The following is a 24,167-nucleotide window of genomic DNA, read 5'->3' on the forward strand; positions in this document are numbered from 1 at the left end:
TGCGTCGCCCAGGCGTTCAATGCAAGCAAGTGTCATGCGCCGCGCGCGGCAATCATGCTTTCTATATCGACGAACTTCTCGCGCGGGGAACCCTCGCGCGCCGCGGCGATCTCGGCCTCGTCGATCTTTTGCCAATCCCGGAATGTCACGATGTCGAGGCCGCGCTGCTCGACCAGTTCGTCGAACCCTTCGCGGCCGCGTTTGCGCGATCCGGTGCCGATATCCTCGTCGACAATGTCGATCACCGCATAGCCGTCAGGGCGGTTGGTGCCGATGGTTCCGCTGGGACCGCGCTTCGCCCAGCCGACACAATAAAGGCCCGGCAGGATGCGCCCCTCGGAATTGGCGAAACGGCCGGCGCGCTCGTCGAAGGGAACACCCGCAATCGGCGAGGTCTGATAGCCGATGCAACTCACGACAAGATCGGCAGGAAGGCGGTATGTTTCGCCAGTGCTCACGGCGCGACCGGCTTCGACCTCGGTCCGCTCCACTTCGACGGCCGTTACCTTGCCGCCTTCGCTCAGAACGGCCTTGGGGCTGGCGAAGAAATCGAACTCTATGGCGACCGGTTTCTCGCCGTGGATGCTTTCGGGGATAGCGGCGAATTCGCGCAGCAGCGTGACCGATTTGCGCAGTCCCGGCTCCAGAATGGCATCGTCGCCGACCGGCGGCAGGTCGGCAGCATCGACATGCGGGCTGGCGCGTTCGAGATGCATGAGTTCGCCCAGTTCCTTCGGCGTCATCATGATCTGATGCGGACCGCGGCGGCCGAGGATCGTGATGGTCTCGATATTGCTGGCGCGCAGCGCGCCGAGCGCGTGCGCGACGATATCGGAGCCGAGAAATTCGCCTTCGGTCTTCGACAGAATGCGCGCGACGTCGAGCGCGACGTTCCCCATGCCGATGACGATTGCATGTTTGCCCGAAAGATCGGGCGCGAGTTGTGCGAATTCGGGGTGCCCGTTGTACCACCCGACGAAAGCGGCGCTGCCAAGGACGTTCCCGGTATCCGCGCCATCGATGCCCAGCTTGCGATCCCTGGGCGCCCCGGTGGCGAGGATGACCGCGTCGTACAGCGAAGATAGCTTGTCGATGGAGAGATCGCTGCCGATGCGGACATTTCCCGCAAATCGGACGGTGTCCCCTATCGCCGTTTTTTCGTAGCGGCGCGATACGGCCTTGATCGACTGGTGATCGGGCGCGACGCCTGAGCGAATGAGACCGAATGGGACAGGCAACATGTCGAAGACGTCGATCCGCGCCTCTTCGCCCCATTTCTTAACCGCCGCTTCCGCCGTGTAATAGCCCGCCGGGCCCGAACCCACGATCGCGATCTGCCGCATGCTTTTCTCCCGCGAGACCACCGATCAATGCACGCGTGTCACACCTGTGGCAAGCTTGGGCGTTGCCGTCGTCTTCGCGGGCATGGTTATGCGTTTGGAAAGGATTGGCGCTTACGTAGAACACCCACCCGACGGTTTCGGGGCGCATTCACTTGTTTTCCGATGAGGTTCGACACGCAATGGCTGGGTTTTTCTCACGATCGCTGCGTATAAGCGAGGGAGATCGTGCGGCTTCGGGCGAAGCACCGCTGTGCCCCATTTCCGCATCCGATGCAGCTCGCCGGGTGGAACTTCTCGACAGCTTCGAAGCGGCGGGTCTCGGCTGGTTCTGGGCCACGGATGCCCAGGGCCGCCTCATCTATCTTTCGGAGAATGCGGTCCGCAAGCTTGGCTGGGCCGATGGCGAGACCATTGGCAAGCCGCTGGGCGATCTGTTCACGGCAGATAAGGACGACGATCCGGACAAGGTCGAGCGACCGCTGACGTTCCTGCTCAGCGCCCGAAATTCGATCAGCCAACTGAATGTGCGTCTGGCAGTCGAGGACAAGGAAGTCTGGTGGGAAATCGCCGGCAAGCCGCAATTCGACGACAGGCAATGCTTTACCGGTTACCGGGGTAGCGCGAAGGACATCACGTTAAGTCGTGAAAGCCGCAAGGATGCCGAACGGCTCGCGCAATTCGATTCCCTTACCGGACTGGCCAACCGCCACCGCATGACGAAACGGCTGACGGATACGCTCAACGCCTATCGCAACTACAAGCGTTCCTGTGCGCTGATCATGCTCGACCTGGATCGGTTCAAGCAGGTCAACGATACTCTCGGTCATCCCGCCGGCGATGAACTGCTGAAGCAGGTCGCCGCGCGGCTGAACAGGATCATCGGGGACAAAGGCGAGATCGGTCGCATCGGTGGGGACGAATTCCAGATCATCCTCCCGGATGTCGACGACCGTGGCGAGCTGGGCGAGATCGGCCAGCGCCTGATCCAGATGATCTCTCAGCCCTATTCCATCAACGGGATGCGCGCCATTATCGGTACGTCCCTGGGGATGGCGGTTGCGCCCTATGACGGCCTCGATACCGAAGAACTGGTCACGGCGGCCGACCTGGCGCTCTACGCAGCCAAGGGCGGCGGTCGGGGCCAGTACCGTTTCTATTCCAGCGACCTGAAGGACGGTGCCAATCACCGCCGTCAGGTCGAAGAGGAACTTCGCGACGCGATCGCGAACAACGAACTGTCCATGCAGTACCAGCCATTGATCTGTGCGAAGACGCACACGGTGAAGGCCTGCGAGGCACTGATGCGCTGGGAGCATCCGGAGCGGGGACACATTTCCCCCGGAGTGTTCATTCCGGTGGCCGAGGACATCGGGATCATCAAGGAAGTCGGCGAGTGGGCGCTGAACGAAGTGTGCCGACAGGCAAAGGAATGGCCGGTCGAGCTGCGCGTGGCCGTAAACGTTTCGGCTATCCAGTTCGCTCAGGACGATTTTCCTCAGGTCGTGAAGAATGCGCTTCAATCGAGCGGACTTTCGCCGGATCGTCTGGAACTCGAAATTACGGAAAGCGTGTTTCTCGGAGATACCGGTCGGACGCAGAGCATATTCGCCGAACTCAAGAAACTGGGCGTCCGGTTGGCACTCGACGATTTCGGTACGGGATACAGCTCGTTAAGCTATCTGCGCACGGCGCCGTTCGACAAGATAAAGATCGACCAGAGCTTCGTGCGCGGCGCCACGGAAGAAGGCAATAATAACGCCGCGATCCTGAGCGCCATCACCGGTCTGGCGGACGCGCTCAAGATGGATACCGTTGCCGAGGGCGTGGAAGCCGAAGACGAGTTGGCATTGGTGACCGAGCGCGGGGCGACACTGATCCAGGGATACATTTTCTCGGGCGCGATTACGCATGAGGAATTTCTGGGGCGGCTCGAACAGGGTCAGCTAAAATACGAACGCCGCGGCCCGGCCAAAACTCGTGCCGACCGGAAGCGCGTGTTCCGCCGGATCGGCCTGATCCATGAAGATAGCAGATATAAGGTTGTCATGCGGAACCTGTCGAAAACGGGTGCGATGATCGAAGGCCTTCTCGATGTTCCCTTGGGTACCGATGTCGTCCTGGATCTCGGCGGTGGTCAGTTGGCTGTAGCGACCGTTCGCCGATCCAAGGGATCGATGCAGGGGGTAGAGTTCGAAACGCAGCTCATCAGCGACGGTGCCGATGGGCTGTGCACGCGCCATCGCGTGTCGCCATATCAGATCGAGGCAGCCGGGCGGCCGCTTGCCGCTCTGACCCATGACCCATATGCGCTGATGGTCGCCGATCTCGGTCCGCACGGTATGAAAAAGTTCGTCGAGGTCGAGGTCGGCAATCCGAAACCCGGTACCGGCCTGTGATGTTCCGAACACGGCCGTTAGGGTAAAACTAACCATTACGACGTAGGCCGTTGGGACCAAAGCAACGGTTTTGCGAGGCGGGACCATCATGGGGGCGATGCCCTTTTCAGATTTCTTCAGGGGCAAAAAGGCCGATGGCGAAATTTCGTCCGGCGCCTCGACGCGCCCCGCGCCCGCGACGCTTGCTCCGACCGACAAGCTGGAAATCGTCGATGAAATCGAACTCAGCGGCGCGATAGGTTTCTGGGCGACCGATCCGAACGGTCGCGTCGTCTACCTCAGCCCGGCCATTCTCGAAGGGCTTGGCATTGCGTTCGGGGCCGTGGTCGGACAGCCGCTCCAGCAATTGCTTGTTCCGGTGGAGGGCGAGGGCGATGGCCGATCGCTTGGGCTGAAGCTCAACACGCGCAAGAGCTTCGCCAATCTGACCGTCCAGGCCGGCGACAACCGGCACGACGTCGTGCTCAGACTGTCGGGCAGACCGCTGCATGACGAGGACATGAATTTTATCGGCTTTCGTGGCAGCGCGTTCGATGTGACCGAAGAATTCCGCAGCGAGGAAGAGGCCAGCCGTCTGGCCAAGTTCGATTCGTTGACCGGCCTTGCCAACCGTCACCGTATGGAACAGCGGATCGATTCCACGCTGCACGCCTTCAGGAGCGCCAAGCGCAGTGCAGCGCTGATGATGCTCGATCTCGACAAGTTCAAACAGGTCAACGATACGCTCGGCCACGCTGCAGGCGACCAGTTGCTGCAGCAGGTCGCGGAACGCCTGCAGGGCGTAATAGCCGGGCGGGGCGAGATCGGCCGCCTTGGCGGCGACGAGTTCCAGATCCTCGTTCCCGATATGGACGATCGCGGGGAGCTGGGCGAGATCGCCAAGAAGATCATCCAGATACTCTCGCAGCCCTATTCGGTCGAAGAAGGCCGTGCGATCATCGGTTGCTCGGTCGGTATCGCCGTCGCCCCGTATGACGGTATCGAACGCGACGAACTGACCCGGGCGGCCGACCTCGCGCTCTATGCTTCGAAGAATGGCGGGCGCGGGCAGTTCCGGTTCTACGCATCCGACCTCGAACACGAGGCAAACCTGCGCAAGCGGATGGAAGAAGACCTCGCCGAGGCGATCGAGAACGGCCACTTCACGCTGGAATACCAGCCGGTCGTCACGCTGACGGACAACCGGGTGATCGCGCTCGAAGCGCAATATTGCTGGGCGGACGAAGAACGCGGTCGCGTGGCGCCCGAGACTTTCCTGCCCGTTGCCGAGGGCAGCCGCCTGATCGTGCCGATCGGCGAATGGGCCATCCGCCGCGCGTGCGAAGATGCCGTTAGCTGGCCGGAAAGCCTGCGCATATCGCTGCACGTCAGCCCGGTCCAGTTCGAGGCCAACGGGTTCGTCGAATGTATCGAGCAGGCGCTCGAAGAAACCGGGCTCGATCCGATGCGGCTCGAACTGCGTCTCCCCGAGAGTGTGTTGCTCGGCGATGCATCCAAGGTCGACAAGGCGCTGGCCGCGCTGTTCAAGCTGGGCGTACGACTGACGCTCGACCAGTTCGGTTCGGGACTGTCCTCGCTATCCTACCTGCGCCGGGCGCCTTTGAGCGCGCTTCGGATCGGCGGCGAATTCTTCGAGCCTGTCATGGGCAACGACCTTGGGGACATGGAACTCGTCCGCGCTGTCATCGCGCTGTCGGGTGCGATGGGGATGGAGACGGTCGCCTCGGGCGTCCACGCCCTCGAACTCATGCACGAATTGGAACGGCTCGGCGTCGATCAGGTCAGCGGCTTCGTCTATTCCGAGGCACTCGCCAACGAGCGGGTTCGTGAGGAGCTGGACAAGGGCGAATGGATGCTCGCGCCCACGGATACCGGGACGCAGCGCGCCACGCGCCGCACGGTCTTCCGCAAGATCGGGCTGATCCACGAGGACCACTATTACGACGTGACCCTGCGCAACCTCTCGCGTTCGGGGGCGATGATCCAGGGGCTGGAGGACGTGCCGGTCGGGACCATGTTCGTGCTGGACTTCGGCCAGGGCCAGCTTGCCGTGTGCACGGTGCGCCGGACGATGGACGATACGCAGGGCCTCGAATTCGAGCAGGAGCTGGTCGATGATGGCGCCGGGGGCCTGTGCACCCGCCACCGGGTCAGCCCTTACGAACTGGCCGCTGCGGGCGCTCCGCTGGCGGCACTGCCGCCCGGCAGGTATGCGATGGCGCCCGATAGCGGTATGGCGAGCAGCTTCGCGCAGTTCGCCCTGTCATCCAACGCGCCCAGGCAGACCGGCAAGCGCGAAGCAGCCTGACACGGCGCTTTGCCTGCTGACAGCGGAGTGCGGCGCGGCTAATGGGCGGCGTGATGACCGACCTTTCCAAGATCCGCAACTTTTCCATTATCGCGCATATCGACCATGGCAAGTCGACGCTGGCCGACCGGCTGATCCAGTTCACCGGCGGGCTGACCGACCGTGAGATGTCCGAGCAAGTCCTTGATAACATGGATATCGAGAAGGAGCGCGGCATCACCATCAAGGCGCAGACCGTGCGCCTCAACTACACCGCGCGCGATGGCGAGACCTATGAGCTCAACCTCATGGACACGCCCGGCCATGTCGACTTCGCCTATGAGGTCAGCCGCTCCCTCGCCGCCTGCGAAGGAGCGCTCCTCGTCGTCGACGCGGCGCAGGGCGTGGAAGCGCAAACCCTCGCCAATGTCTACCAGTCTATCGAGCACGACCACGAAATCGTCCCCGTCATCAACAAGATCGACCTCCCCGCGGCCGAGCCCGAACGCGTTGCGGAAGAGATCGAGGAAATCGTCGGCATCGAAGCCACCGGCCCGTGGGAGGAAGGCGGCGCCGTCCTCACCAGCGCCAAATCGGGCATCGGCATCGAGGACACGCTGGAAGCGCTCGTCAAGCGCATCCCGCCCCCCACGGGCGACCGCGACGCCCCGCTGAAGGCCATGCTGGTCGACAGCTGGTACGACCCCTATCTCGGCGTCGTCATCCTCGTGCGCGTGATGGACGGCGTCATCAAAAAGGGCCAGCAGGTCAAGTTCATGCAGGGCGGCACGCAGCATCTGATCGACCGCGTCGGCTGTTTCACCCCCAAGCGCACCGATCTGCCCGAACTGGGCCCGGGCGAAATCGGCTTCATCACTGCGCAGATCAAGGAGGTGGAGCAGGCCCGCGTGGGCGACACCATCACCACGGTAAAGGGCGGGGCCGCCGCGCCGCTGAAAGGCTACAAGGAAGTCCAGCCCGTCGTGTTCTGCGGCCTGTTCCCGGTCGACGCCGCCGATTTCGAGAAGCTGCGCGAAAGCATCGGCAAGCTGCGCCTCAACGATGCCAGCTTCAGCTACGAGATGGAAAGCAGCGCCGCGCTGGGCTTCGGCTTCCGCGCCGGCTTCCTCGGCCTGCTGCACCTGGAAATCATCCAGGAACGCCTCAGCCGCGAATACGATCTCGACCTCATCACCACCGCCCCCAGCGTGGTCTACCGCGTCCATCTCGGCCATTCGAAGAACGAGGACGCGAAGACGATTGAGATCCACAATCCCGCCGACTGGCCCGACGTCAACCGGATCGAGACGATCGAGGAACCGTGGATCAAGGCGGTGATCTACACGCCCGACGAATATCTCGGCGCGATCCTGAAACTGTGCCAGGACCGCCGCGGCATCCAGATCGACCTGACTTACGTGGGCGGCCGCGCGCAGGTGACCTACGAATTGCCGCTGAACGAAGTGGTGTTCGACTTCTACGACCGGCTGAAATCGATCAGCCGCGGCTATGCCAGCTTCGATTACGAACAGATCGGCAGCCGCGAAGGCGACCTGGTGAAGATGAACATCCTCGTCAATGCCGAGCCGGTCGACGCGCTATCGCTGATCGTCCACCGCAGCGTGGCGGAAGAACGCGGGCGCGGGATGTGCGAACGGCTGAAAGACCTGATCCCGCGCCATTTGTTCAAGATCCCGATCCAGGCCGCGATCGGCGGCAAGGTGATCGCCCGCGAAACCATCGCCGCCTTGCGCAAGGACGTGACCGCGAAGTGTTACGGCGGGGATATTACCCGGAAGAAGAAGCTGCTGGAAAAGCAGAAGAAGGGCAAGGCGCGGATGCGGGAATACGGGAATGTGAGCATTCCGCAGGAGGCTTTTATCGCTGCGCTGCGGATGGGGGAGGAGTGAAGGCCGGCGCCTAGCGAAGGCGTTTGCGCAGCAAGCGGCAAGCTAGGAGCGAGAGGCTGGAACTCCCGCAGGCGGGTCAGCCTAGCCGACCCGTTCGACGTCACGTGACGCATAAGCGTTTGCGCTAGCAAACGCGGAACGGCGCTGGTGCTGATACCATGCGGTGGAATTGCAACGTAAAGACTTCTGGACATTGCTCTGAGTTCGAAGAGACTAGGGAAACTGCGCGCGAAGCCGTGTCGGGCATGTAGGCTTAAAGGAGCAATGGGTTGTCAATCCCCGATTATCAAACGCTTATGTTGCCGGTACTGCAATTAGCTGCAAAAGGGGAGTGGCGAGTTCCAGAAGCAGCTGAAAAGATTGCAGATCACTTTCAACTTTCACAAGATGAGCGTGATAAGCTACTTCCGAGCGGCAAGCAGAGAATATTCCATAATCGCATCCATTGGGCCAAGTTTTACATGTCCAAGGCTGGGCTGATCGAAAGCCCGAAGCGAGGAATATTTACCGCCACTTCGGCGGGAAAAGCTCTTCTGGCGCAAGGTTTGCAATCTATCGACAACGAAACATTGAATCAGTTTCCTGAATTCGTTGAATTTCGCCTTGGGAATACGGGCTCAAGCACGCCGGCCATCGCGCAAGCTGCGGCTTCCTCGTCAGATGCTACCCCGGAAGAGCAGATAGACGCGGCACAAGCGGTACTAAAGTCGGCGTTAAGTTCTGACGTTTTGCAGCGAATACTGGATAATTCCCCAACATTCTTCGAAAATGTAATTGTCGAACTGTTGGTCGCAATGGGATATGGGGGGACACACGAGAAAGCCGCGCTCAGGCTAGGTAAGAGCGGCGATAATGGAGTGGATGGCGTAATTGATGAAGATCGATTGGGCTTGGACCGAATCTATGTTCAAGCGAAGCGCTATGCTGCCGCCAATACCGTCCAGAGATCAGAAGTGCAGGCTTTTGTGGGCAGTCTCGTAGGCTTTGGCGCAAACAAAGGCGTGTTCGTCACTACCTCGACATTTACCAGTGGGGCGATTGGGTACGCGGAGCAGATCCCTCAACGCGTGATACTGATCGACGGCGCTCGCTTGACGGATTTGATGATCGAACATGATGTCGGTGTAAGAGCTAGCCGCACAATAAAGGTTAAGCGCATCGACGAAGACTTTTTTGACGACCTATAAAATGTGATCTCGCTATGACCTTCGGCGTTTTCATGCACAAGGATGGGTCGAAATACGACGACATCCCCGAGGTGCATTACCAGTTTCCGAAAAGCTATCTTAGCCGCGCGCAGCAAATGGTCGGCGATTGGATTGTCTATCGCGAGCCGGTCAAGATTCCGAACTCCAAAGGCTTCTTCGCCGTGGCGAAAGTTGAGGAAATCATACCTGACCCGGCGGAGCCTGACCGCTATCGTGCGATCATCGAGAAAGGGAGCTATCTGCCTTTCGAGCCGACCGTACCGCATATCATGAATGGCGAGCAGGTTGAGCGTGGCGTGCTCAATGAGGAAGGCAGAGTATCCGGTCGCGCCCAAGCCGCCGTCCGCTCGCTTTCGCATTCAGACTTTGCGCGCATCGTATCGCTCGGCCTGCCGGATGAGGATTTTCTGCCGCGCAGCGACGACGAAGTCGTCGAGGACAACCGCGTCCGCGACAATCAAACACCGTTCGAAATCGAGCGGCCCATCGTCCAGTCACTCGTCTCCAAGCCGTTCCGGGACCGCGCTTTCCGCCGTGCCGTGATGCACGCCTATGATGGCCGCTGCGCGGTGACAGGCTGGAAGCTGGTCAATGGCGGCGGTCGCTTGGAAGCACAGGCCGCGCATATCCGCCCGGTCGAGCATGGCGGCCCTGACAGCGTGCGCAATGGCCTCGCACTATCAGGCACAGCGCATTGGATGTTTGACCGTGGGTTGATTGGTTTCAGGGATGATCTTGAAATTATGGTATCGCGTCAGGTCAATGATCCAGCGAGCGTCGAAGGCATCATCAATCGGACCGGCAAGGCGATTGCTCCCCAGCGGGAAGCGGACCGACCGCATCCGCAATTCCTCGCGTGGCATCGCGAGCATTGCTTCAAGCATTAGCGCTGATAACTCCCCTCCCGCCTGCTGGAGGGGGCGGAGCTGGTGAAGGATGCGCCTGAACGGACGGGGGCGCCCCCTCTCCCAACCCTCTCCCCTAAAGGAGAGAGGGCTTTGGCTGTTCCGGTCCCCTCGTGCAGCCTCGCGCCGTCGCTGTCGACGTAACTCGCGGCGAGGCGCGCTACACCTTGTTCGGCTTGGGCGCGTAGAACATGCGTTTGCCGTATTGGGCGCGCTCGCGCCAGTTCTGGGCGGTGTCCGGTCGCGGTCGCACGGCCGGGGGATCGAGCAGCAGGGTGGCGGCCGTGAGCCAGCGCATCGTCCGGCGGCGGCCGATCTGCCGGAAGCGGCGCGCGCATTGCAGGCGGGGGCGCAAGCCGGTCTCGAGCCCGGGCACCGCCTCGATGCCGAACAGGCGCCGCAGCGTCAGCAATTGCGTCGCCAGCGCGCGCCGGGCGCGGCCGCCGGGGAAGAGCGCGGCGAGGGTCGCGGGGTCGAGCGGGCCGGTCGCGGTGACGAGCGCGCGCAGGTCGAGGACATGCCGCAGGTCGATCAGGCCGCGCCAGTAGTCGCGCTCCTGCAACTGGTCGTGCGCGATCAGGATCGCGGCCTGCAGGCTGGGCGAGGGCATGAGGACGCTCGCCCCGTGCAGGGTGGCCTCGGTGCAGAAGGGGGCGAGCTGCGCGAAGCCGGGCCAATGGTCGAAGGATCGCAGGCGGTAATGGATGTCGAGTCCGCCCGCATCGCTGCTGCGCTCGAAATTGCGGCCAGTGGCGGGGGCGGCGGACGGGGCGGTCGAACGGTAGCCGATCTCGCCCAGGATCATGCCGGCGAGGGTGGCCTGGCCGGGGGCGATCATCAGGTCGAGATCGGTGAACAGCCGGTCCGCGCCCCCGGCCGGATGCGCAGCGAGGACGACCGCGCCCTTGATCGGCATCGGCACGACCCCCTGGCTCGACAGCGCCTGCACCGCTTCGGCCAGCTGGCGCTCCATCATCGCATTGCGCCGCACCGTGCGCGCGGCGATGTGGGTGAGGAAGGCCTGCACCTCGTCGGGGACCGCGGGATTGCCATGCAGCGCCGCGGCGAGGGCGGGGGTGACGAGCGTGCGGTTGGCGAGCGCGAGCAGGGCGGCCCAGTCCGGCTCCTGCGGCACCGTCCCTTCGAGAGCGCGGCAGAGAACGCTCAGGATGCGCCGGTCAGCGGACAAAATGCGCCCCCAGCAATCGTCCGGCCGCGGCTGCGTCGGAATAGCCGATCGTCAGCGTTTCGGCGCGCGAGATCACCTCGACCATGGCGCGGATATCCGCGACCGATGCCTTGCCCGTGGTCGATTTCGCCTCGCTGCAGAAGTGGCGCAGGCAATCGGTGCCGGACCATGGCGCGAGGCGCGCGTCGCCCTCGCTGCTGCGGTCGAGCCGGACGAGGGCGGCTATGTCCAGCGGCGTTTCCCGGACGGGCCGGCGCAGCGGAAGGTATTTCACCGTCACGCCGTCCTGCCGCTCGACCGGCTCGGCCCGACAGTCGCGCCAGCCGGTCGCGGCGATCATGGGCCAGCTGCCTTCCTTCAGCGTGAGCGGAAGGGCGAGTGGCATGCCGGTGCCCGAGCGGGGATCGAACAGCACGATATCGTCGCCCGCAAGCGCCATCCCGCACTCGCCGGCGAACATGGCGAGCGTGGACTTGCCCGCGCCGGGGGCGCCAAGCAGCAATATCGCCCGGTCTCCGGCGACCAGGCATGCGCCGTGGAGCGCGATGCAATCGGTTTCCGCCAGGATAGCCTCGACCAGCGAAAAACGCAGCGCCGCGGCGATTTGGTGGCGAGGGACCACCCGTGCCGGGCGATCTGCGACCCTGACGATCCCCAGGCCATTATGGGACCACACATGCGCAGTCGGCTCGCCGCTCGCGGCAGCAGGGAGATAGTCGAAGGTGTCGAACCACCCTAGGTCTCCGCCATGACCGGCGAGAATTGCCGCGCCGTTCCCGAGCGGGAGAGCGGCTCTTCTGTCCCCATGTGCCGATGAAAGCGTTTCGTGCGGAAACACGTCGATCAGGCCGGCGGCGGACCAATCGACGAGCAGCCGTTCGAGTTCGGCCACTCCCCCGGCGAACACGGGGAGCAGCCGGTCACAGAGCGATTCCAGCGGCACCGGCTCCTGCAGGCGATCGAGAATTGCGGCCGCGGACGCATTCGGCTCGTAGATGGCCTGACAGGTTTCGGCGAAGATCACCGGCCTCCCGTCGAGCATGACGAGCGTCGATCTTGCGCTCAATCCGATCGACAGCGGTGGGCTATCCAATTGCGCAGGTTCCCGCACCCGACAGGTGTTCTCCGCGCGGCAACGGCGCCGCCGAAGCGACGCGCGATCGCCAGCGCATCGATGGACACCCGCGGTTCAACGGCGCCTTGCGGAGATCGGGAATTCCGGCGCGATGCCCTGCCGCCTCAGCGCCCTTCCTTCTTTGTTTTGCCGCCATCGCCTTTACCGGGATCGCCCTTGCCACGGTCGCCACCGTCGCCTTTGCCGGGATCGCCGCCATTGCCTTTGCCCGGGTCGCCGCCATTGCCGTTGCCGGGGTCGCCACCCTTGCCGTCGCCCTTGCCGCCGCCGTCGCCCTTGCCGGGATCGCCACCACCGCCACGGCCACCACCGTCACCGCCGGACGCAGCAATCGCGGGCGAGGAAAGCGAGGTAGACAAAAGCATCGTCATGACCGGAGGAACGGTCAGCGAATATTTGCCGCAGTCGGCCAGAAAGGACCGTCGATCGGTCTGCATTGCGCCCTGCGATTCGGAAGTCGATTTCACCATGAGCTTCACTCCAAAGAGAGAAGCGAAGGAAGCGCCCAAAATCGGGTTTTGACAATCGGAATCGATCTGGCAGGGGCCACTCATCCAAAATAGTCAAAAAAGATTCACATATCCGACCGTCATCCTCGAGCGTCGGCAAGCGCGAGAATTACGGATTCTCGGGCAGACGGGGTCAAGCTCCGTCCATTCCGCGAGAGGAGAGCGATTATGCGCCGGACGGGGTCGGTTTCGCGGAGTCTTCTTAACCCGGACACGTAGGTGTTTGTTAACCCGCTCAGGGTAGGGCTTGGTGAGGGGGCGATGCGTCAGGCGTCGGGCAACCCCGTTGCGAAAGTGTGGTGCGATGTCATTTATGTATCGCCTGTTTGCCCGGTTGCTGAACGACAACAAGGGCAATGTGCTACCGATCGTTGGCGCGGCCCTGGTGCCGCTGCTGATGATGATCGGGAGCGGCGTGGATCTCAGCCGGGCTTATATGGCCAAAAGCAAGATGCAGAGCGCGTGCGACGCCGCCTCGCTCGCCGCGCGGCGCGTGATGAAGAGCGATACGCTGAACGACGAAGTGACGAAGACGGGCAAGGAATTCTTCAACTTCAACTATCCGCAGGGCTATTACGGGGCGAGCACATTCGAGCCGGTGGTCAGCAAGCCGGCAGCGGGCGTGATCCGGGTGAACGCGTCGACCACTGTCCCCACCACCATCATGCGCATTTTCGGCTTTGCAACGCTGCCCGTTGCGGTGAACTGCGACGCCGAACTGAACTTCGTCAACACCGATATCGTGCTGGTGCTCGACGTGACCGGGTCGATGGCCCAGAACGTGGATGGCGCGCCCAAGATCGACGCGCTGCGGGATGCGGTGATGGCGCTCTATGACGAGCTGGCGCCGATCCAGGCCCAGCTCGCGGCGCAGGGGCTGCGGCTGCGTTACGGCATCGTGCCTTATTCGAGCACGGTCAATGTCGGCCGCCTGATCTATGGGCAGAACGCGAACTACATGCGCAGCTCGACCAGCGTGCCCTCGCGCGTGGCAAATTTCAACAATTACGCCGTCCAGAACCGGACCAATGGTCCCGGTTCATGGGAGGTTTACGGCGGCGGTTCGCTCACCAACGGTCAGTGTCAGACATATGTCACCGCCGATCCCGTGCCCGGCGGGGGGCCGCCGCCGACTGCCACGACCGCCATCAAGTACCAGGGTACCGCCTCAAGCGAAGGCTACGTCCAATCGCAAAACTGGGGTTACTCAGGCGCATCGGATACTTCCGGTAGCGGCCGAAGCTGCCGTCGCTGGCGGTTCGTCGAGACAACGACGTACGACGCCAACCGGAGGCAGTTCAGCAACTGGACTTACCAGCATGTGTCGTACGATGTCTCGAACTACATGAAGCCTGTCAGCAGCAGCATCCCTTCACAGGGCAAGATAACGTACGCGAAAGACGCAACCGGGACCATCCCTGCGCCAAATAAAACGCTTTATATCAATAATATGCCTAGTTCGGTGACAGGGGGCAGCAGCGAGGTCGCAACATGGAACGGGTGTATCGAGGAACGCGACACAGTGACCACCATCGATGGCGGTGCCAGCTACACCATCCCCTCGGGCGCGCACGACCTCGACATCAACCTGATCCCCAACAGCGACGCGACGCGCTGGCGGCCGATGATGCCGGACCTGATCTATGCCCGCAATGCAGGCAATTCCCCAGTCACGCCGTCGGAAACCGACGTACCTGCCACAAGCACTGCGGGCTGGATCAAGAATAATACCCCGGAGAGCGGCTACTGGGCTTGCCCGACGGAGGCTCGTCGTCTTGCCGTCTGGGACCGCACCGCGCTCGACACATATGTGAAGAGCCTCCAGACCGTGGGCGGTACCTATCACGACATCGGCATGATCTGGGGCGCACGCTTCATCTCCAGGGGCGGCATCTTCGGCGATAGCTGCGATGTCTTCAACGGCATGCCCTGCAACCGCCACATCATCTTCATGACCGACGGCGCACAAACCGCCTATTGCAATGTCTATGGTGCTTACGGAGTCGAAGCCAACGATATGCGCGTGAAGGGCGCGACCAACTGTACTTCCGATTCGCAGACCAATTCGGTCACGGCACAGCTTGTCGCCCGCCACGAACAGCGTTTCCGCATGGCCTGCAATGAAGCGAAGAACACGGATACATCGGTGTGGGTGATCGGTTTCGATACCGCTCTCAGCGCCAACCTGACCGGATGCGCCAGTACCCAAAGGCAGGCGGATACGGTTGCCAACCGCGCGGCTCTGATCGCCAAGTTCCGCGAGATCGGCAACCAGATCGGCGCATTGAGGCTGACCCAATGACCGGATTGTTCAAACGGCTTCGCAAGGACGAACGGGGGGCGGCGCTCGTCGAGTTCGCCTTCGTCCTGACGCCTCTGATGCTGTTCATCCTCGGCGGGCTCGACCTCGGCTATCAGGCCTATCTGCGTGCGGCCGTGCAAGGCGCGCTCAACGATGTGGCGCGTACCGGTTCGCTGGAATCTCCGACTTTCACCTGCACCAGCGGCACGGTGGAAGAAAAGATCGCCTGCGCCATCAAGGCCCGGTCGGATGTGCTGGCGCGCAACGCAACCTACCAGATTACCACGCGCAGCTTCTATGACTTCGGCAGTATCGGCAAAAGCGAGAAGCTCGTCACCGACCATAATTTGAACGGCACCTATGACCCAGGCGATTGCTTCGTCGATCTGAACGAGAACGGGGCGTTCAACACGAGCGCGGGGCGCACCACGATCGGCGGGGCAGACGATGTGGTGTTCTACGAAGTCAACGTGTCGATGCCGCGCCTGTTTCCGATCCACCGTTTCATTGACATGTCGCCCAACTATGCGATCAAGGCGACCAGCGCGGTTCGCAACCAGCCTTACGCGGTTCAAAAGACGCCGCCGACGGTGTGCGTATGATGTTGCGCAAATCTCTCTCGCCAAGACGTTTCCTGCGCAGGCTGCGGATGTCCGAACAGGGCATCGCCCTTACGGAATTCGCCTTTGTCCTCCCGATCTTCATTGCGATGCTGTTCGGTGGGCTCGAACTCATCAATCTGGTGATGGCGCATATGCGCATAAATCAGATTGCCATCTCGGTCGCCGATAATGCAGGTCGTGTGCGAACCGGGATCGACGAGAGCGATATTTACGAAGTGTTTGCTGGCGCCGACCAGGTCGGCAGGGGGATGGATTTCGCCACCAAGGGGCGCGTGGTTCTCTCCTCATTGCAACCCAACGGACAGAGCGACGGCAAGGCAGGACAGATGATCAACTGGCAGCGCTGCTACGGGTCTTTGTCGGTTACGCCGCGCTACGGTTTGCAGGATAAGGGTAAGGACGATTCATCGCTTGCCGCGGGCATGGGACCTGACGGCGGCAAGATCAAAGCAGCGGAAGGTACGGCGGTCATGTTCGCCGAAGTGTCCTATCGGTATACGCCCATCGTCTTGCCGGGGATCGTGAGCGGCGGGCTCGATCTGCGCTACGAAAGCGCCTTCAATGTCCGCGAACGGACGAATCAGAACATTACCAATGCACAGGGGCTGACGAGGAACGACTGCTAGTCAGGTTTCGTTTCGCGGATCGAAGGCACAATCGATGGACAAGAAGTTCGCTCTGATTCTCGCCGGTGGCGTCCTGCTGGTAGTTGCGTTTACGATGGGCGAAGACGGAGCGGTAGATCGTATCGCCAAGATGGATGCCGGGCAGGCGCAACGGGTAGGGCAGCAGCTCCAGCAGAGCCAGACCGAAGCATCCTCGCCCGAGTCCGTCGCGCATTTTTCGGAAGACCGCGCCGATCCACACTGGTTCGCGTCCGAGTCTCAACTCGTCCTACCCGCTACTCCGGGCTACCAGCGGGAAGCAACGCATGGTGCAGTGCCGCAGGACGTCCTCGATCCCAAGCTGGTCGCCGCCAGCCCGATCCAGTGACCGGACGACACCTCGGGCGGTAAAACCGGCCAGCGGAGCGATCCCGTCAGGGGCGCGTCTGGCCGTCTCCGTGAACGAGATATTTGAAGCTGCACAGCTGTTCCAGCCCGACGGGGCCGCGGGCGTGCATCTTGCCCGTCGCAATGCCGATTTCCGCGCCCATGCCGAATTCGCCGCCATCGGCGAACTGGGTGGAGGCATTGTGCATGACGATCGCACTGTCGATGCTCGTCATGAACTTGCGCGCCGCCTCGGCATCTTCGGTGATGATGGCGTCGGTGTGGTGGCTCGAATGCTCGTCCACCCAGGCGATGCCTTCGTCCAGCCCGTCGACGATTTTGACGCTGGCGATGGGGTCGAGATATTCGGTGTTCCAGTCTTCTTCGGTGGCCTGCTTGAGGCGGGAATCGATAGCGACGGCATCGGTATCTCCGCGCAGTTCGCAATCGCCCGCCATGGCGTCGGCGAATTTGGGGATGAAGGCTTCGGCCACGGCGCGGTCGACCACGACGCTCTCGGTCGCGCCGCACACGCCGGTGCGGCGCAGCTTGGCGTTGCGGATGACCGAAATCGCCTTGCCGATATCGGCGGCAGCGTGGACATAGCTGTGGCAATTCCCGTCGAGATGCAGCAGCGTCGGCACGCTGGCCTGGTCGCGCACCAGTTCGACGAGGCCGCGCCCGCCGCGCGGAATGACGAGATCGACGAATTCGTCGGCTTTGAGCAATGCGGCGACGGCATTGCGGTCGGTCGTCTGCACCGTCTGCACGGCATCTTCGGGTAGCCCTGCGGCCTTCAGCCCGGCACGCATGCATTCGACGATCACGCGCGTCGAATGGCGGCTCTCGCTACCGCCGCGCAGGATCACCGCATTGCCCGATTTGAGGCAGAGGGCACTGGCGTCGGCGCCGACATTCGGGCGGCTTTCGTAGATCATGCCGATCACGCCGATGGGCACGGCGACGCGTTCGATGGTGAGGCCGTTGGGGCGTTCGAACGTCGCCAGCTGGCGGCCGACGGGGTCGGGCAGTTCGGCAATTTCCTCCAGCGCACCGGCCATGGCTTCGATGCGGTCTTCGGTCAGGCGAAGGCGGTCGATAAAGCTGTCCGGCTTCTTGCCCTCGACGCTCTTCACGTCCTCGGCATTGGCGTCGAGCAGTTCGGCCATGCGGCTGCGCAAGGCCGTGGCGGCTTCGCGCAGGGCGGTGTTCTTCGCTTCGGTACTGGCGGACAGCAGGCCGCGCGCCGCCTTGCGGGCACGCCGGCCCAGTTCGTGGACGTGGATCTGCGGGTCGAGTGTCTGGTCGGTCATGGTATCTCTCTTAGTCTGGTGTCGGGGCGGGAGGCGCCTGGGATCAGCGCAACTCGACCGCCCGGTCGTAGGCTGCCTGCAATGTATCATGCAGGCGGGTGGAAAGGCCACCGTCCCCGTTCAGGGCGGCGAGGCCCGCGGCCGTGGTGCCGCCTTTGCTGGTGACGGAGTTGCGCAAATCCTCGAGGCTGGCTGCGCTGGGCTCGCTGGCCATTGCGATCGCGCCGCCAATGGTGCCGAGGACCATGTCGCGCGCCTCGTCCTCGTCGAAACCCTGCGCCATGGCGGCTTCGGCATAGGCGCGGGCGATCTCGAAAACATAGCCGGGACCGGAGCCCGCCACGGCGGTGACGCGGTCCAGCTTGTCCTCGCTGTCGACCGTGATGGTCGATCCGGCGCGGCGCATGAAATTCTCCGCGTGGCCGGTATGGGCGGAGGTCGCATGCGGGCCGGGGCAGATCCCGCTCACCCCGCGGCCGATGGCAGCGGGCAGGTTCGGCATGGTGCGGATGACGGGCGCATCGCCCATGAGCTTCGACAGGCGCACAGCGGAATAGCCCGCCGCGATCGACAGGACGTAGCCGCCAGGGGCAAGATTGCCGGCATAGTCCGCGAGAATATCGTCGATCAGTTGCGGCTTCACGGCGGCGACGATGCAATCGAAGCGCCGGTCCGCTATTTCCGCACGATCGGCGACAAGCGACACGCCTTCCGGAACCTCGCTACCGGCGGGATCGACTACGGTGATTGCCTCCGGCCCGTCTATCCATTGCGACAGTAAAGCGGAGCCCATTTTTCCGCATCCGACAATGCAAATAGTTTTCGTAATGACTAAAATCCGTTTCCGAGCGTATTCGCTCTCGTTAAATCTTGATACTACTTTGCTATAGGGCGAGTGAATTGAAATTCCAGTATCTCAATAGTATCGAATACATGCCTTTTCGTCCGGCGTGGATATTCGAAAAAATGCGGTTGTGCACTGCACAATCAGTATCTATATTATTTATCGAAAATTTCAAGGCTACGCAATATTCGAGAATATGACCAAAAAGCGAAACATTGTCGTCAAGATCGGTTCGGCCCTCCTGGCCAATCAGGAACTCCTCACCCCCCGCTACGGCTTCCTGCAACGCCTGCTGGAGGATATCGCACAGCTGCGGGCCGAGGGCACGAACGTAATCCTCTGTTCTTCCGGCTCGGTAGCCCTTGGCTTGCGCATCATAGGGGAAACACCCGAGAGCGCGGGAGTTTCCGACAAGCAGGCCGCCGCCGCCTGCGGCATGCCGTTATTGCTGAATGCCTATAAGCAGGTCGGCCACGAATTCGGGTTCGATATCGCGCAGGTGCTGTTGACGCTGGGCGATTTCGAGGACCATCGCCGCTTTCTGAATACGCGCAACACGGTGCATCGGCTGCTGGAATCGCATGTCGTTCCGATCGTCAACGAGAACGATTCCATCACGACGGAAGAAATCCGGGTCGGTGACAACGACCGGCTGGCGGCCAAGGTCGCACAGATGGTCGGCGCGGACGATTTCGTCATTCTCACCGGCGTGGACGGTCTGTACGATCGCAATCCGGACGATCCCGAGGCGCAGTTCGTGCCCGAGGTCGAGGATGTCGGCATGTACATGGCCGCGACGAAGGGCAAGAGCACGCTCGGTACCGGCGGAATGGAGACCAAGCTGCTGGCAGCCAATATGGCACAGGAAGCCGGCGTCACCACGTGGATCGCGCAGGGCGAAGTGGATCGGCCGGTGTCGGAAGTGCTGAACGGTTCGCGCAGATCGACGAAGATCCTGCCCCATCCCAATCCGCTATCCGGCTGGGACAGCTGGATCGCCAACCGGCTGCAAATGGCCGGAAGCATCGTGATTTCGGATGCCATAGCTGCCGGGCTGAGCGGGGATCGTCCGATTCGCCGCGACGATATCATCTCGATGGCTGGCGATTTCACGCGCGGCGACGTCCTCCACATTTACGACAGCAAGGGTATCGAGCGGGCCCGTGGATTGAGCGATTTCACGTCGGAAGAACTGCGCGTTCTCACGAACAATCCCGACACCCAGGCCGAACAGCTGCTGGGCTATCGGACCAAGGGCGAGGTGATCCGGAGCGCCAATCTGGTGATGCTGGAAAATCGCCATCTGCTGTGGGACGCGCCGGAGGAGATCGCCCGGCGCGATTGGGAACAGCCCGCGGCCGGATAACCGGTTGCCCGCCGCTGTCGGGGGACAGGCCCACTAACTTCACTTGGCGTTCATGGGGGGCGTGGCTATAGGCTCGTACCCATGACGACCCAGACCCGATCCACGACCAAGCTCATTTTCGGCGCCGCGCTTGCAGGTGCGACCCTCCTGACCGCCGGATGCGCTGGCCGCAATAACGGCCCCCGCGATACGGCCTATGTCGCGCGTGACGTGGAATCGCTTTACGGCGAAGCGAAGCGTCGTCTCGATAACGGGCAGGCGCAGCTCGCCGCCGCCCTGTTCGACGAGGTCGAGCGTCAGCATCCCTATTCCCCATGGGCGCGTAGGGCGCAGCTGATGAGTTCGTTCAGCTATTATGTCGCCAAGGATTACAACAAGGCGATTCAAGCCTCGCAGCGCTTCCTGCAGATCCATCCGGGCAACAAGGACGCGCCCTACGCCTTCTACCTGATCGCGCTCAGCTATTACGAACAGATCAGCGATGTGCAGCGGGATCAGAAGATCACCGATCAGGCGCTGACCGCGCTGGAAGAGATCAATCGGCGTTTCCCCAGCACCGATTATGCTGCCGATGCGCGGCTCAAGATCGACCTCGTGCGTGATCACCTGGCGGGCAAGGAAATGGAAATCGGCCGCCATTACGAACGGTCGGGCCAGTGGATCGCCGCGCAGATCCGGTTCCAGAACGTGGTCGACACTTACCAGACCACCAGCCACGCGCCCGAAGCGCTCTATCGCCTTACCGAAACCAGCCTCGCGCTCGGTGTTCCCGACGAAGCGGTGAAATACGCTGCGGTGCTGGGGGCCAATTACCCCGGCACCGACTGGTACGAAAAAGCCTACGATCTGGTGCAGGATCACGCATCCGGCGTTTCGCCGAGCTGATTTCCTCAGCCATGCCGGGAACGTGCCGGTTCCCGGTCGCCGACGCGATCGGCCTCGCCTTCCGCCTTGTGCGACCTGACGCGGTTCCGACCGTCATTCTTCGCCCGGTAGAGGGCGCGGTCGGCCTTGCCGTACAGGCCGTTCCAGTCGGCCGGATCGGTGACTATGCCGTCCGCCACTCCGATACTGGCGGTGATCTGTTCGCCATGCGGCATGTAGGCGCCGCGGATTTCGCCGAGTAGCTGGAGCGCGATGGCCGGGTCGAGCGCCTCGGCAGTTGCCAGCAGGGCGAATTCCTCGCCACCGAGCCGGGCCGCGCAGATGCCCCCGCGGACGTGGATGCGCAACAATTCGGCAAAGGCGCACAGGACTTCGTCGCCGACATCGTGACCGTGCCGGTCGTTGATGGCTTTGAAGCGGTCGATGTCGACGACCATCAGTCTGATGTGGCTGCCGAGAGCCGCGTGAGCCTTGAAATGTTCCATCAAAGCGCGACGGTTGGCGAGATCGGTCAGCGGATCGCGGCGGGCCTGCTGGGCCGATTCGTGTTGCTGCTGCGTCATGGCGAACAGCAGATTCTGGTGGCGGTTGATGAGGAAGACCTGAAAACCGACGGCGATGATCTGCGATCCCGCAAGGACCAGATTCATGACTTCGCCCGTGCTCGCCAAGGCGATGGCGATGGGGACCATGGTGATCAAGAGCGTGGTCAACGCGACGCTGCGGACCGCTGTCAGGCAGTAGGCCAGCGTCAGGGCGCCCAGCGCCATGATCGCGGGATAGTAGAGCTTGGATTCCGCCGGGGCGCTCGCCCAACTGCCCAGGCACCAGATACTGCCGATAATCGCTATCAGCAGGCATAGCCGCCATACCGAGGCAATGACGCGCCTCGCTTCCGTTACGCCCGCGGCAAGATCGAGCGGCTTGCGCAATACGATCAGGCCCGTCACCGCAAGGATCAGGATGATGACGGGCAGTCCGAAGGCGATCGACGGCGCCGTCTCCGGACTTGCGCCGAGTACCACCAAGGGCAGGCTGAGGATGAAACCGGCGAATACGAGCAGCGCCTGGCCGCGCATGTGGCAGGCGGCAAGCGTGATGAAATCGTCACGCAGATGCGCTGGAATGTCCGGCCCGAGCAGACCGGCAAGAATGCGTCGCAAAAACACCCCGGAGCTTTATGCGGGAAATACTAATTCACCGTTTACGCTTCGAAACGAGTCGACACGAAGCTTGTCGATTGAAAGCCAAGGGATGCTGACTTGCCGCGCGGCATTGTCTAGGAGGCAGGAAGCATGCTGACCCGGCTTTCTATCCGCAATATCGTGCTGATCGAAGCGCTCGATCTGACTTTCGGGCGCGGTCTCGGCGTGTTGACCGGCGAAACGGGCGCCGGCAAGTCGATCCTGCTCGATGCATTGGGGCTGGTGCTGGGCAATCGCGCGGACAGCGCGCTGGTTCGCGGGGGCGAAGACAAGGCCAGCGTTTCGGCAAGTTTCGAATTCAAGGTGATGCCGCGCGCTCTGTCCGAATTGCTCGAAGATGCCGATATCGAAATCGAAGAGGGCGAACCGCTGATCGTGCGGCGCCAGATCAGGGCCGACGGCAAGAGCAAGGCCTTCGTGAACGATCAGTCCGTCAGCGTCGGCCTGCTGCGCGAGATGGCGGGGCACCTGGTCGAACTGCACGGCCAGCACGACGATCGCGGGCTCGTCAATCCGCGCGGGCACAGGGCGCTGCTCGATCGTTTTGCCGGTAGCGAGACGCAGCGCGCCGCAGCGGGCTGGGCGCGATGGCGCACGGCGGAAACAGCGCTGGCCGAAGCGCGCGAGGCGGTCGAAACCGCGAAGGCGGATCAGGATTTGCTGTTGGCGCATCTCGCCGAGCTGACATCGCTCGAACCGCAGGCGGGCGAAGAGGCGCGGCTGGCCGAAACGCGCGCGAGCATGCAGAAGGGCGAGAAACTCTCCGGCGATCTGGAGGAATTGCGGCATCTGTGGGAAGGTTCGGATTCGCCGCTCGCCAGCCTGCGGGTCGCCGCGCGGCGGCTCGACCGGATTGCCCCCGAACATCCCCTGCTTGCCGAAGCGCTCGCCGCACTGGACCGCGCGGTGATCGAAGCGGGCGAGGCGGAAGACAAGCTGCAGACCGCTGCCGAGGCGCTGGAACACGACCCGATGGCTCTAGAAGCAGCGGAAACACGCCTGTTCGAACTGCGCGCACTGGCCCGCAAGCATCGCTGCGAGGTGGACGAACTTCCGGCAAAGATGCGCGAGATGCGGGCCCGCCTGGAAAGCATCGAGGGCGGCGAGGCGCAGCTCGATGCGCTGGAGGTGGCGGCGAAGGATGCCGGCCAGCGCTATCGCGCCGAAGCCGAAGCCCTGCACGCGAACCGCGTTGCGGCGGCGCTGCGGCTGGACGAGGCGGTGGCGCGCGAACTCGCGCCGTTGAAGCTCGATGCGGCGCGTTTCCGGACGGCGGTGACCGAATTGCCCGAGGAGAAATGGGGCGTTTCGGGCATGGATGCGGTCGAATTCCTCATCGCCACCAATCCCGGCGCCGATTTCGCGCCCTTGAACAAGATCGCCAGCGGCGGCGAATTGTCGCGCTTCATCCTCGCGCTGAAAGTGGCGCTGGCGGAACAGGGCGGGGCGGCGACGGTGATCTTCGACGAGATCGACCGCGGCGTGGGCGGGGCAGTGGCGAGCGCGATCGGCGAACGGCTCGCGCGGCTTTCGGCCGACGGACAATTGCTCGCCGTGACGCACAGCCCCCAGGTCGCCGCGCGGGGGCGCACGCATTACATGATCGCCAAAAGCTCCGACGGCACGGTCACCAAGACCGGCGTCGTCCTGCTCGACGAGGCCGGACGGCAGGAAGAGATCGCGCGCATGCTGAGCGGGGCGGAGGTAACGCCCGAGGCGAGGGCGCAGGCGGACCGGCTGCTGGAGGGGGTTTGA

19 protein-coding genes are annotated in these 24,167 nt (G+C 62.7%); 12 read left to right on the forward strand and 7 right to left on the reverse strand.

What is annotated here, in order from left to right; genetic code table 11:
• Positions 1–32: 32 nt before the first annotated feature.
• Positions 33–1,343: an FAD-dependent oxidoreductase gene (locus K3174_RS00880; RefSeq protein ID WP_221554950.1), complete on the reverse strand. Its 1,311-nt coding sequence runs from the start codon at positions 1,341–1,343 to the stop codon at positions 33–35.
• 179 nt (positions 1,344–1,522) lie between these two features.
• Between K3174_RS00880 and K3174_RS00885 the strand changes: the two genes are divergently transcribed.
• From K3174_RS00885 to K3174_RS00905, 5 genes are all read left to right on the forward strand, one after another.
• Entirely contained in the window at positions 1,523–3,739 is a 2,217-nt protein-coding gene (locus K3174_RS00885) for an EAL domain-containing protein (RefSeq protein WP_221554951.1), read from the forward strand.
• A gap of 88 nt (positions 3,740–3,827) precedes the next feature.
• Positions 3,828–6,047 (forward strand): putative bifunctional diguanylate cyclase/phosphodiesterase, encoded by a 2,220-nt coding sequence (locus K3174_RS00890; protein ID WP_221554952.1) that lies wholly within the window; start codon positions 3,828–3,830, stop codon positions 6,045–6,047.
• Positions 6,048–6,100: 53 nt separating this feature from the next.
• A complete protein-coding gene (gene lepA / locus K3174_RS00895; protein WP_221554953.1) occupies positions 6,101–7,936 on the forward strand; it encodes a translation elongation factor 4 in 1,836 nt (611 codons plus the stop codon).
• A gap of 269 nt (positions 7,937–8,205) precedes the next feature.
• Complete coding sequence (locus tag K3174_RS00900) at positions 8,206–9,123, forward strand: restriction endonuclease (protein ID WP_221554954.1); 918 nt, start codon at positions 8,206–8,208, stop codon at positions 9,121–9,123.
• 14 nt (positions 9,124–9,137) lie between these two features.
• Positions 9,138–10,031: an HNH endonuclease gene (locus K3174_RS00905; RefSeq protein WP_221554955.1), complete on the forward strand. Its 894-nt coding sequence runs from the start codon at positions 9,138–9,140 to the stop codon at positions 10,029–10,031.
• A gap of 178 nt (positions 10,032–10,209) precedes the next feature.
• Here K3174_RS00905 and K3174_RS00910 read toward each other — a convergent pair whose 3' ends face one another.
• The 3 genes from K3174_RS00910 to K3174_RS00920 form a co-directional block, all read right to left on the reverse strand.
• Entirely contained in the window at positions 10,210–11,238 is a 1,029-nt protein-coding gene (locus K3174_RS00910; RefSeq protein ID WP_221554956.1) for a nucleotidyltransferase family protein, read from the reverse strand.
• Entirely contained in the window at positions 11,228–12,331 is a 1,104-nt protein-coding gene (locus K3174_RS00915; RefSeq protein WP_221554957.1) for a hypothetical protein, read from the reverse strand. The genes K3174_RS00910 and K3174_RS00915 overlap by 11 nt, the downstream gene beginning before the upstream one ends.
• A 146-nt stretch (positions 12,332–12,477) precedes the next feature.
• Entirely contained in the window at positions 12,478–12,843 is a 366-nt protein-coding gene (locus K3174_RS00920; protein ID WP_221554958.1) for a hypothetical protein, read from the reverse strand.
• 343 nt (positions 12,844–13,186) lie between these two features.
• On the opposite strand from K3174_RS00920, the gene K3174_RS00925 reads away from it, so the two are divergent.
• From K3174_RS00925 to K3174_RS00940, 4 genes are read left to right on the forward strand one after another with little or no spacing between them, the layout of a single operon-like run.
• Positions 13,187–15,184, forward strand: coding sequence for a TadE/TadG family protein (locus K3174_RS00925; protein WP_221554959.1), 1,998 nt, complete (start codon positions 13,187–13,189; stop codon positions 15,182–15,184).
• Positions 15,181–15,786: a TadE/TadG family type IV pilus assembly protein gene (locus K3174_RS00930; protein ID WP_221554960.1), complete on the forward strand. Its 606-nt coding sequence runs from the start codon at positions 15,181–15,183 to the stop codon at positions 15,784–15,786. Before K3174_RS00925 ends, K3174_RS00930 begins: the two co-directional genes overlap by 4 nt.
• Positions 15,783–16,433: a TadE/TadG family type IV pilus assembly protein gene (locus K3174_RS00935; protein ID WP_247711797.1), complete on the forward strand. Its 651-nt coding sequence runs from the start codon at positions 15,783–15,785 to the stop codon at positions 16,431–16,433. The genes K3174_RS00930 and K3174_RS00935 overlap by 4 nt, the downstream gene beginning before the upstream one ends.
• A gap of 34 nt (positions 16,434–16,467) precedes the next feature.
• The gene (locus K3174_RS00940; RefSeq protein ID WP_221554961.1) at positions 16,468–16,800 is read left to right on the forward strand and encodes a hypothetical protein; all 333 of its coding nucleotides are present in this window, start codon (positions 16,468–16,470) and stop codon (positions 16,798–16,800) included.
• 46 nt (positions 16,801–16,846) lie between these two features.
• Here the strand turns inward: K3174_RS00940 and K3174_RS00945 are convergent, their stop codons facing one another.
• Both K3174_RS00945 and K3174_RS17060 read right to left on the reverse strand, forming a co-directional pair.
• Positions 16,847–18,112 (reverse strand): glutamate-5-semialdehyde dehydrogenase, encoded by a 1,266-nt coding sequence (locus K3174_RS00945; RefSeq protein WP_221554962.1) that lies wholly within the window; start codon positions 18,110–18,112, stop codon positions 16,847–16,849.
• A gap of 43 nt (positions 18,113–18,155) precedes the next feature.
• Positions 18,156–19,019, reverse strand: coding sequence for a pyrroline-5-carboxylate reductase family protein (locus K3174_RS17060; protein ID WP_345719571.1), 864 nt, complete (start codon positions 19,017–19,019; stop codon positions 18,156–18,158).
• Positions 19,020–19,152: 133 nt separating this feature from the next.
• On the opposite strand from K3174_RS17060, the gene proB reads away from it, so the two are divergent.
• The gene (proB, locus tag K3174_RS00955; protein WP_221554964.1) at positions 19,153–20,322 is read left to right on the forward strand and encodes a glutamate 5-kinase; all 1,170 of its coding nucleotides are present in this window, start codon (positions 19,153–19,155) and stop codon (positions 20,320–20,322) included.
• A gap of 81 nt (positions 20,323–20,403) precedes the next feature.
• A complete protein-coding gene (locus K3174_RS00960) occupies positions 20,404–21,207 on the forward strand; it encodes an outer membrane protein assembly factor BamD (protein WP_221554965.1) in 804 nt (267 codons plus the stop codon).
• A gap of 5 nt (positions 21,208–21,212) precedes the next feature.
• Here the strand turns inward: K3174_RS00960 and K3174_RS00965 are convergent, their stop codons facing one another.
• Positions 21,213–22,370: a GGDEF domain-containing protein gene (locus K3174_RS00965; RefSeq protein ID WP_221554966.1), complete on the reverse strand. Its 1,158-nt coding sequence runs from the start codon at positions 22,368–22,370 to the stop codon at positions 21,213–21,215.
• 132 nt (positions 22,371–22,502) lie between these two features.
• Between K3174_RS00965 and recN the strand changes: the two genes are divergently transcribed.
• Complete coding sequence (gene recN, locus K3174_RS00970; RefSeq protein ID WP_221554967.1) at positions 22,503–24,167, forward strand: DNA repair protein RecN; 1,665 nt, start codon at positions 22,503–22,505, stop codon at positions 24,165–24,167.

The sequence above is a fragment of the Qipengyuania qiaonensis genome, assembly GCF_019711515.1.
GTDB lineage: Bacteria > Pseudomonadota > Alphaproteobacteria > Sphingomonadales > Sphingomonadaceae > Qipengyuania > Qipengyuania qiaonensis.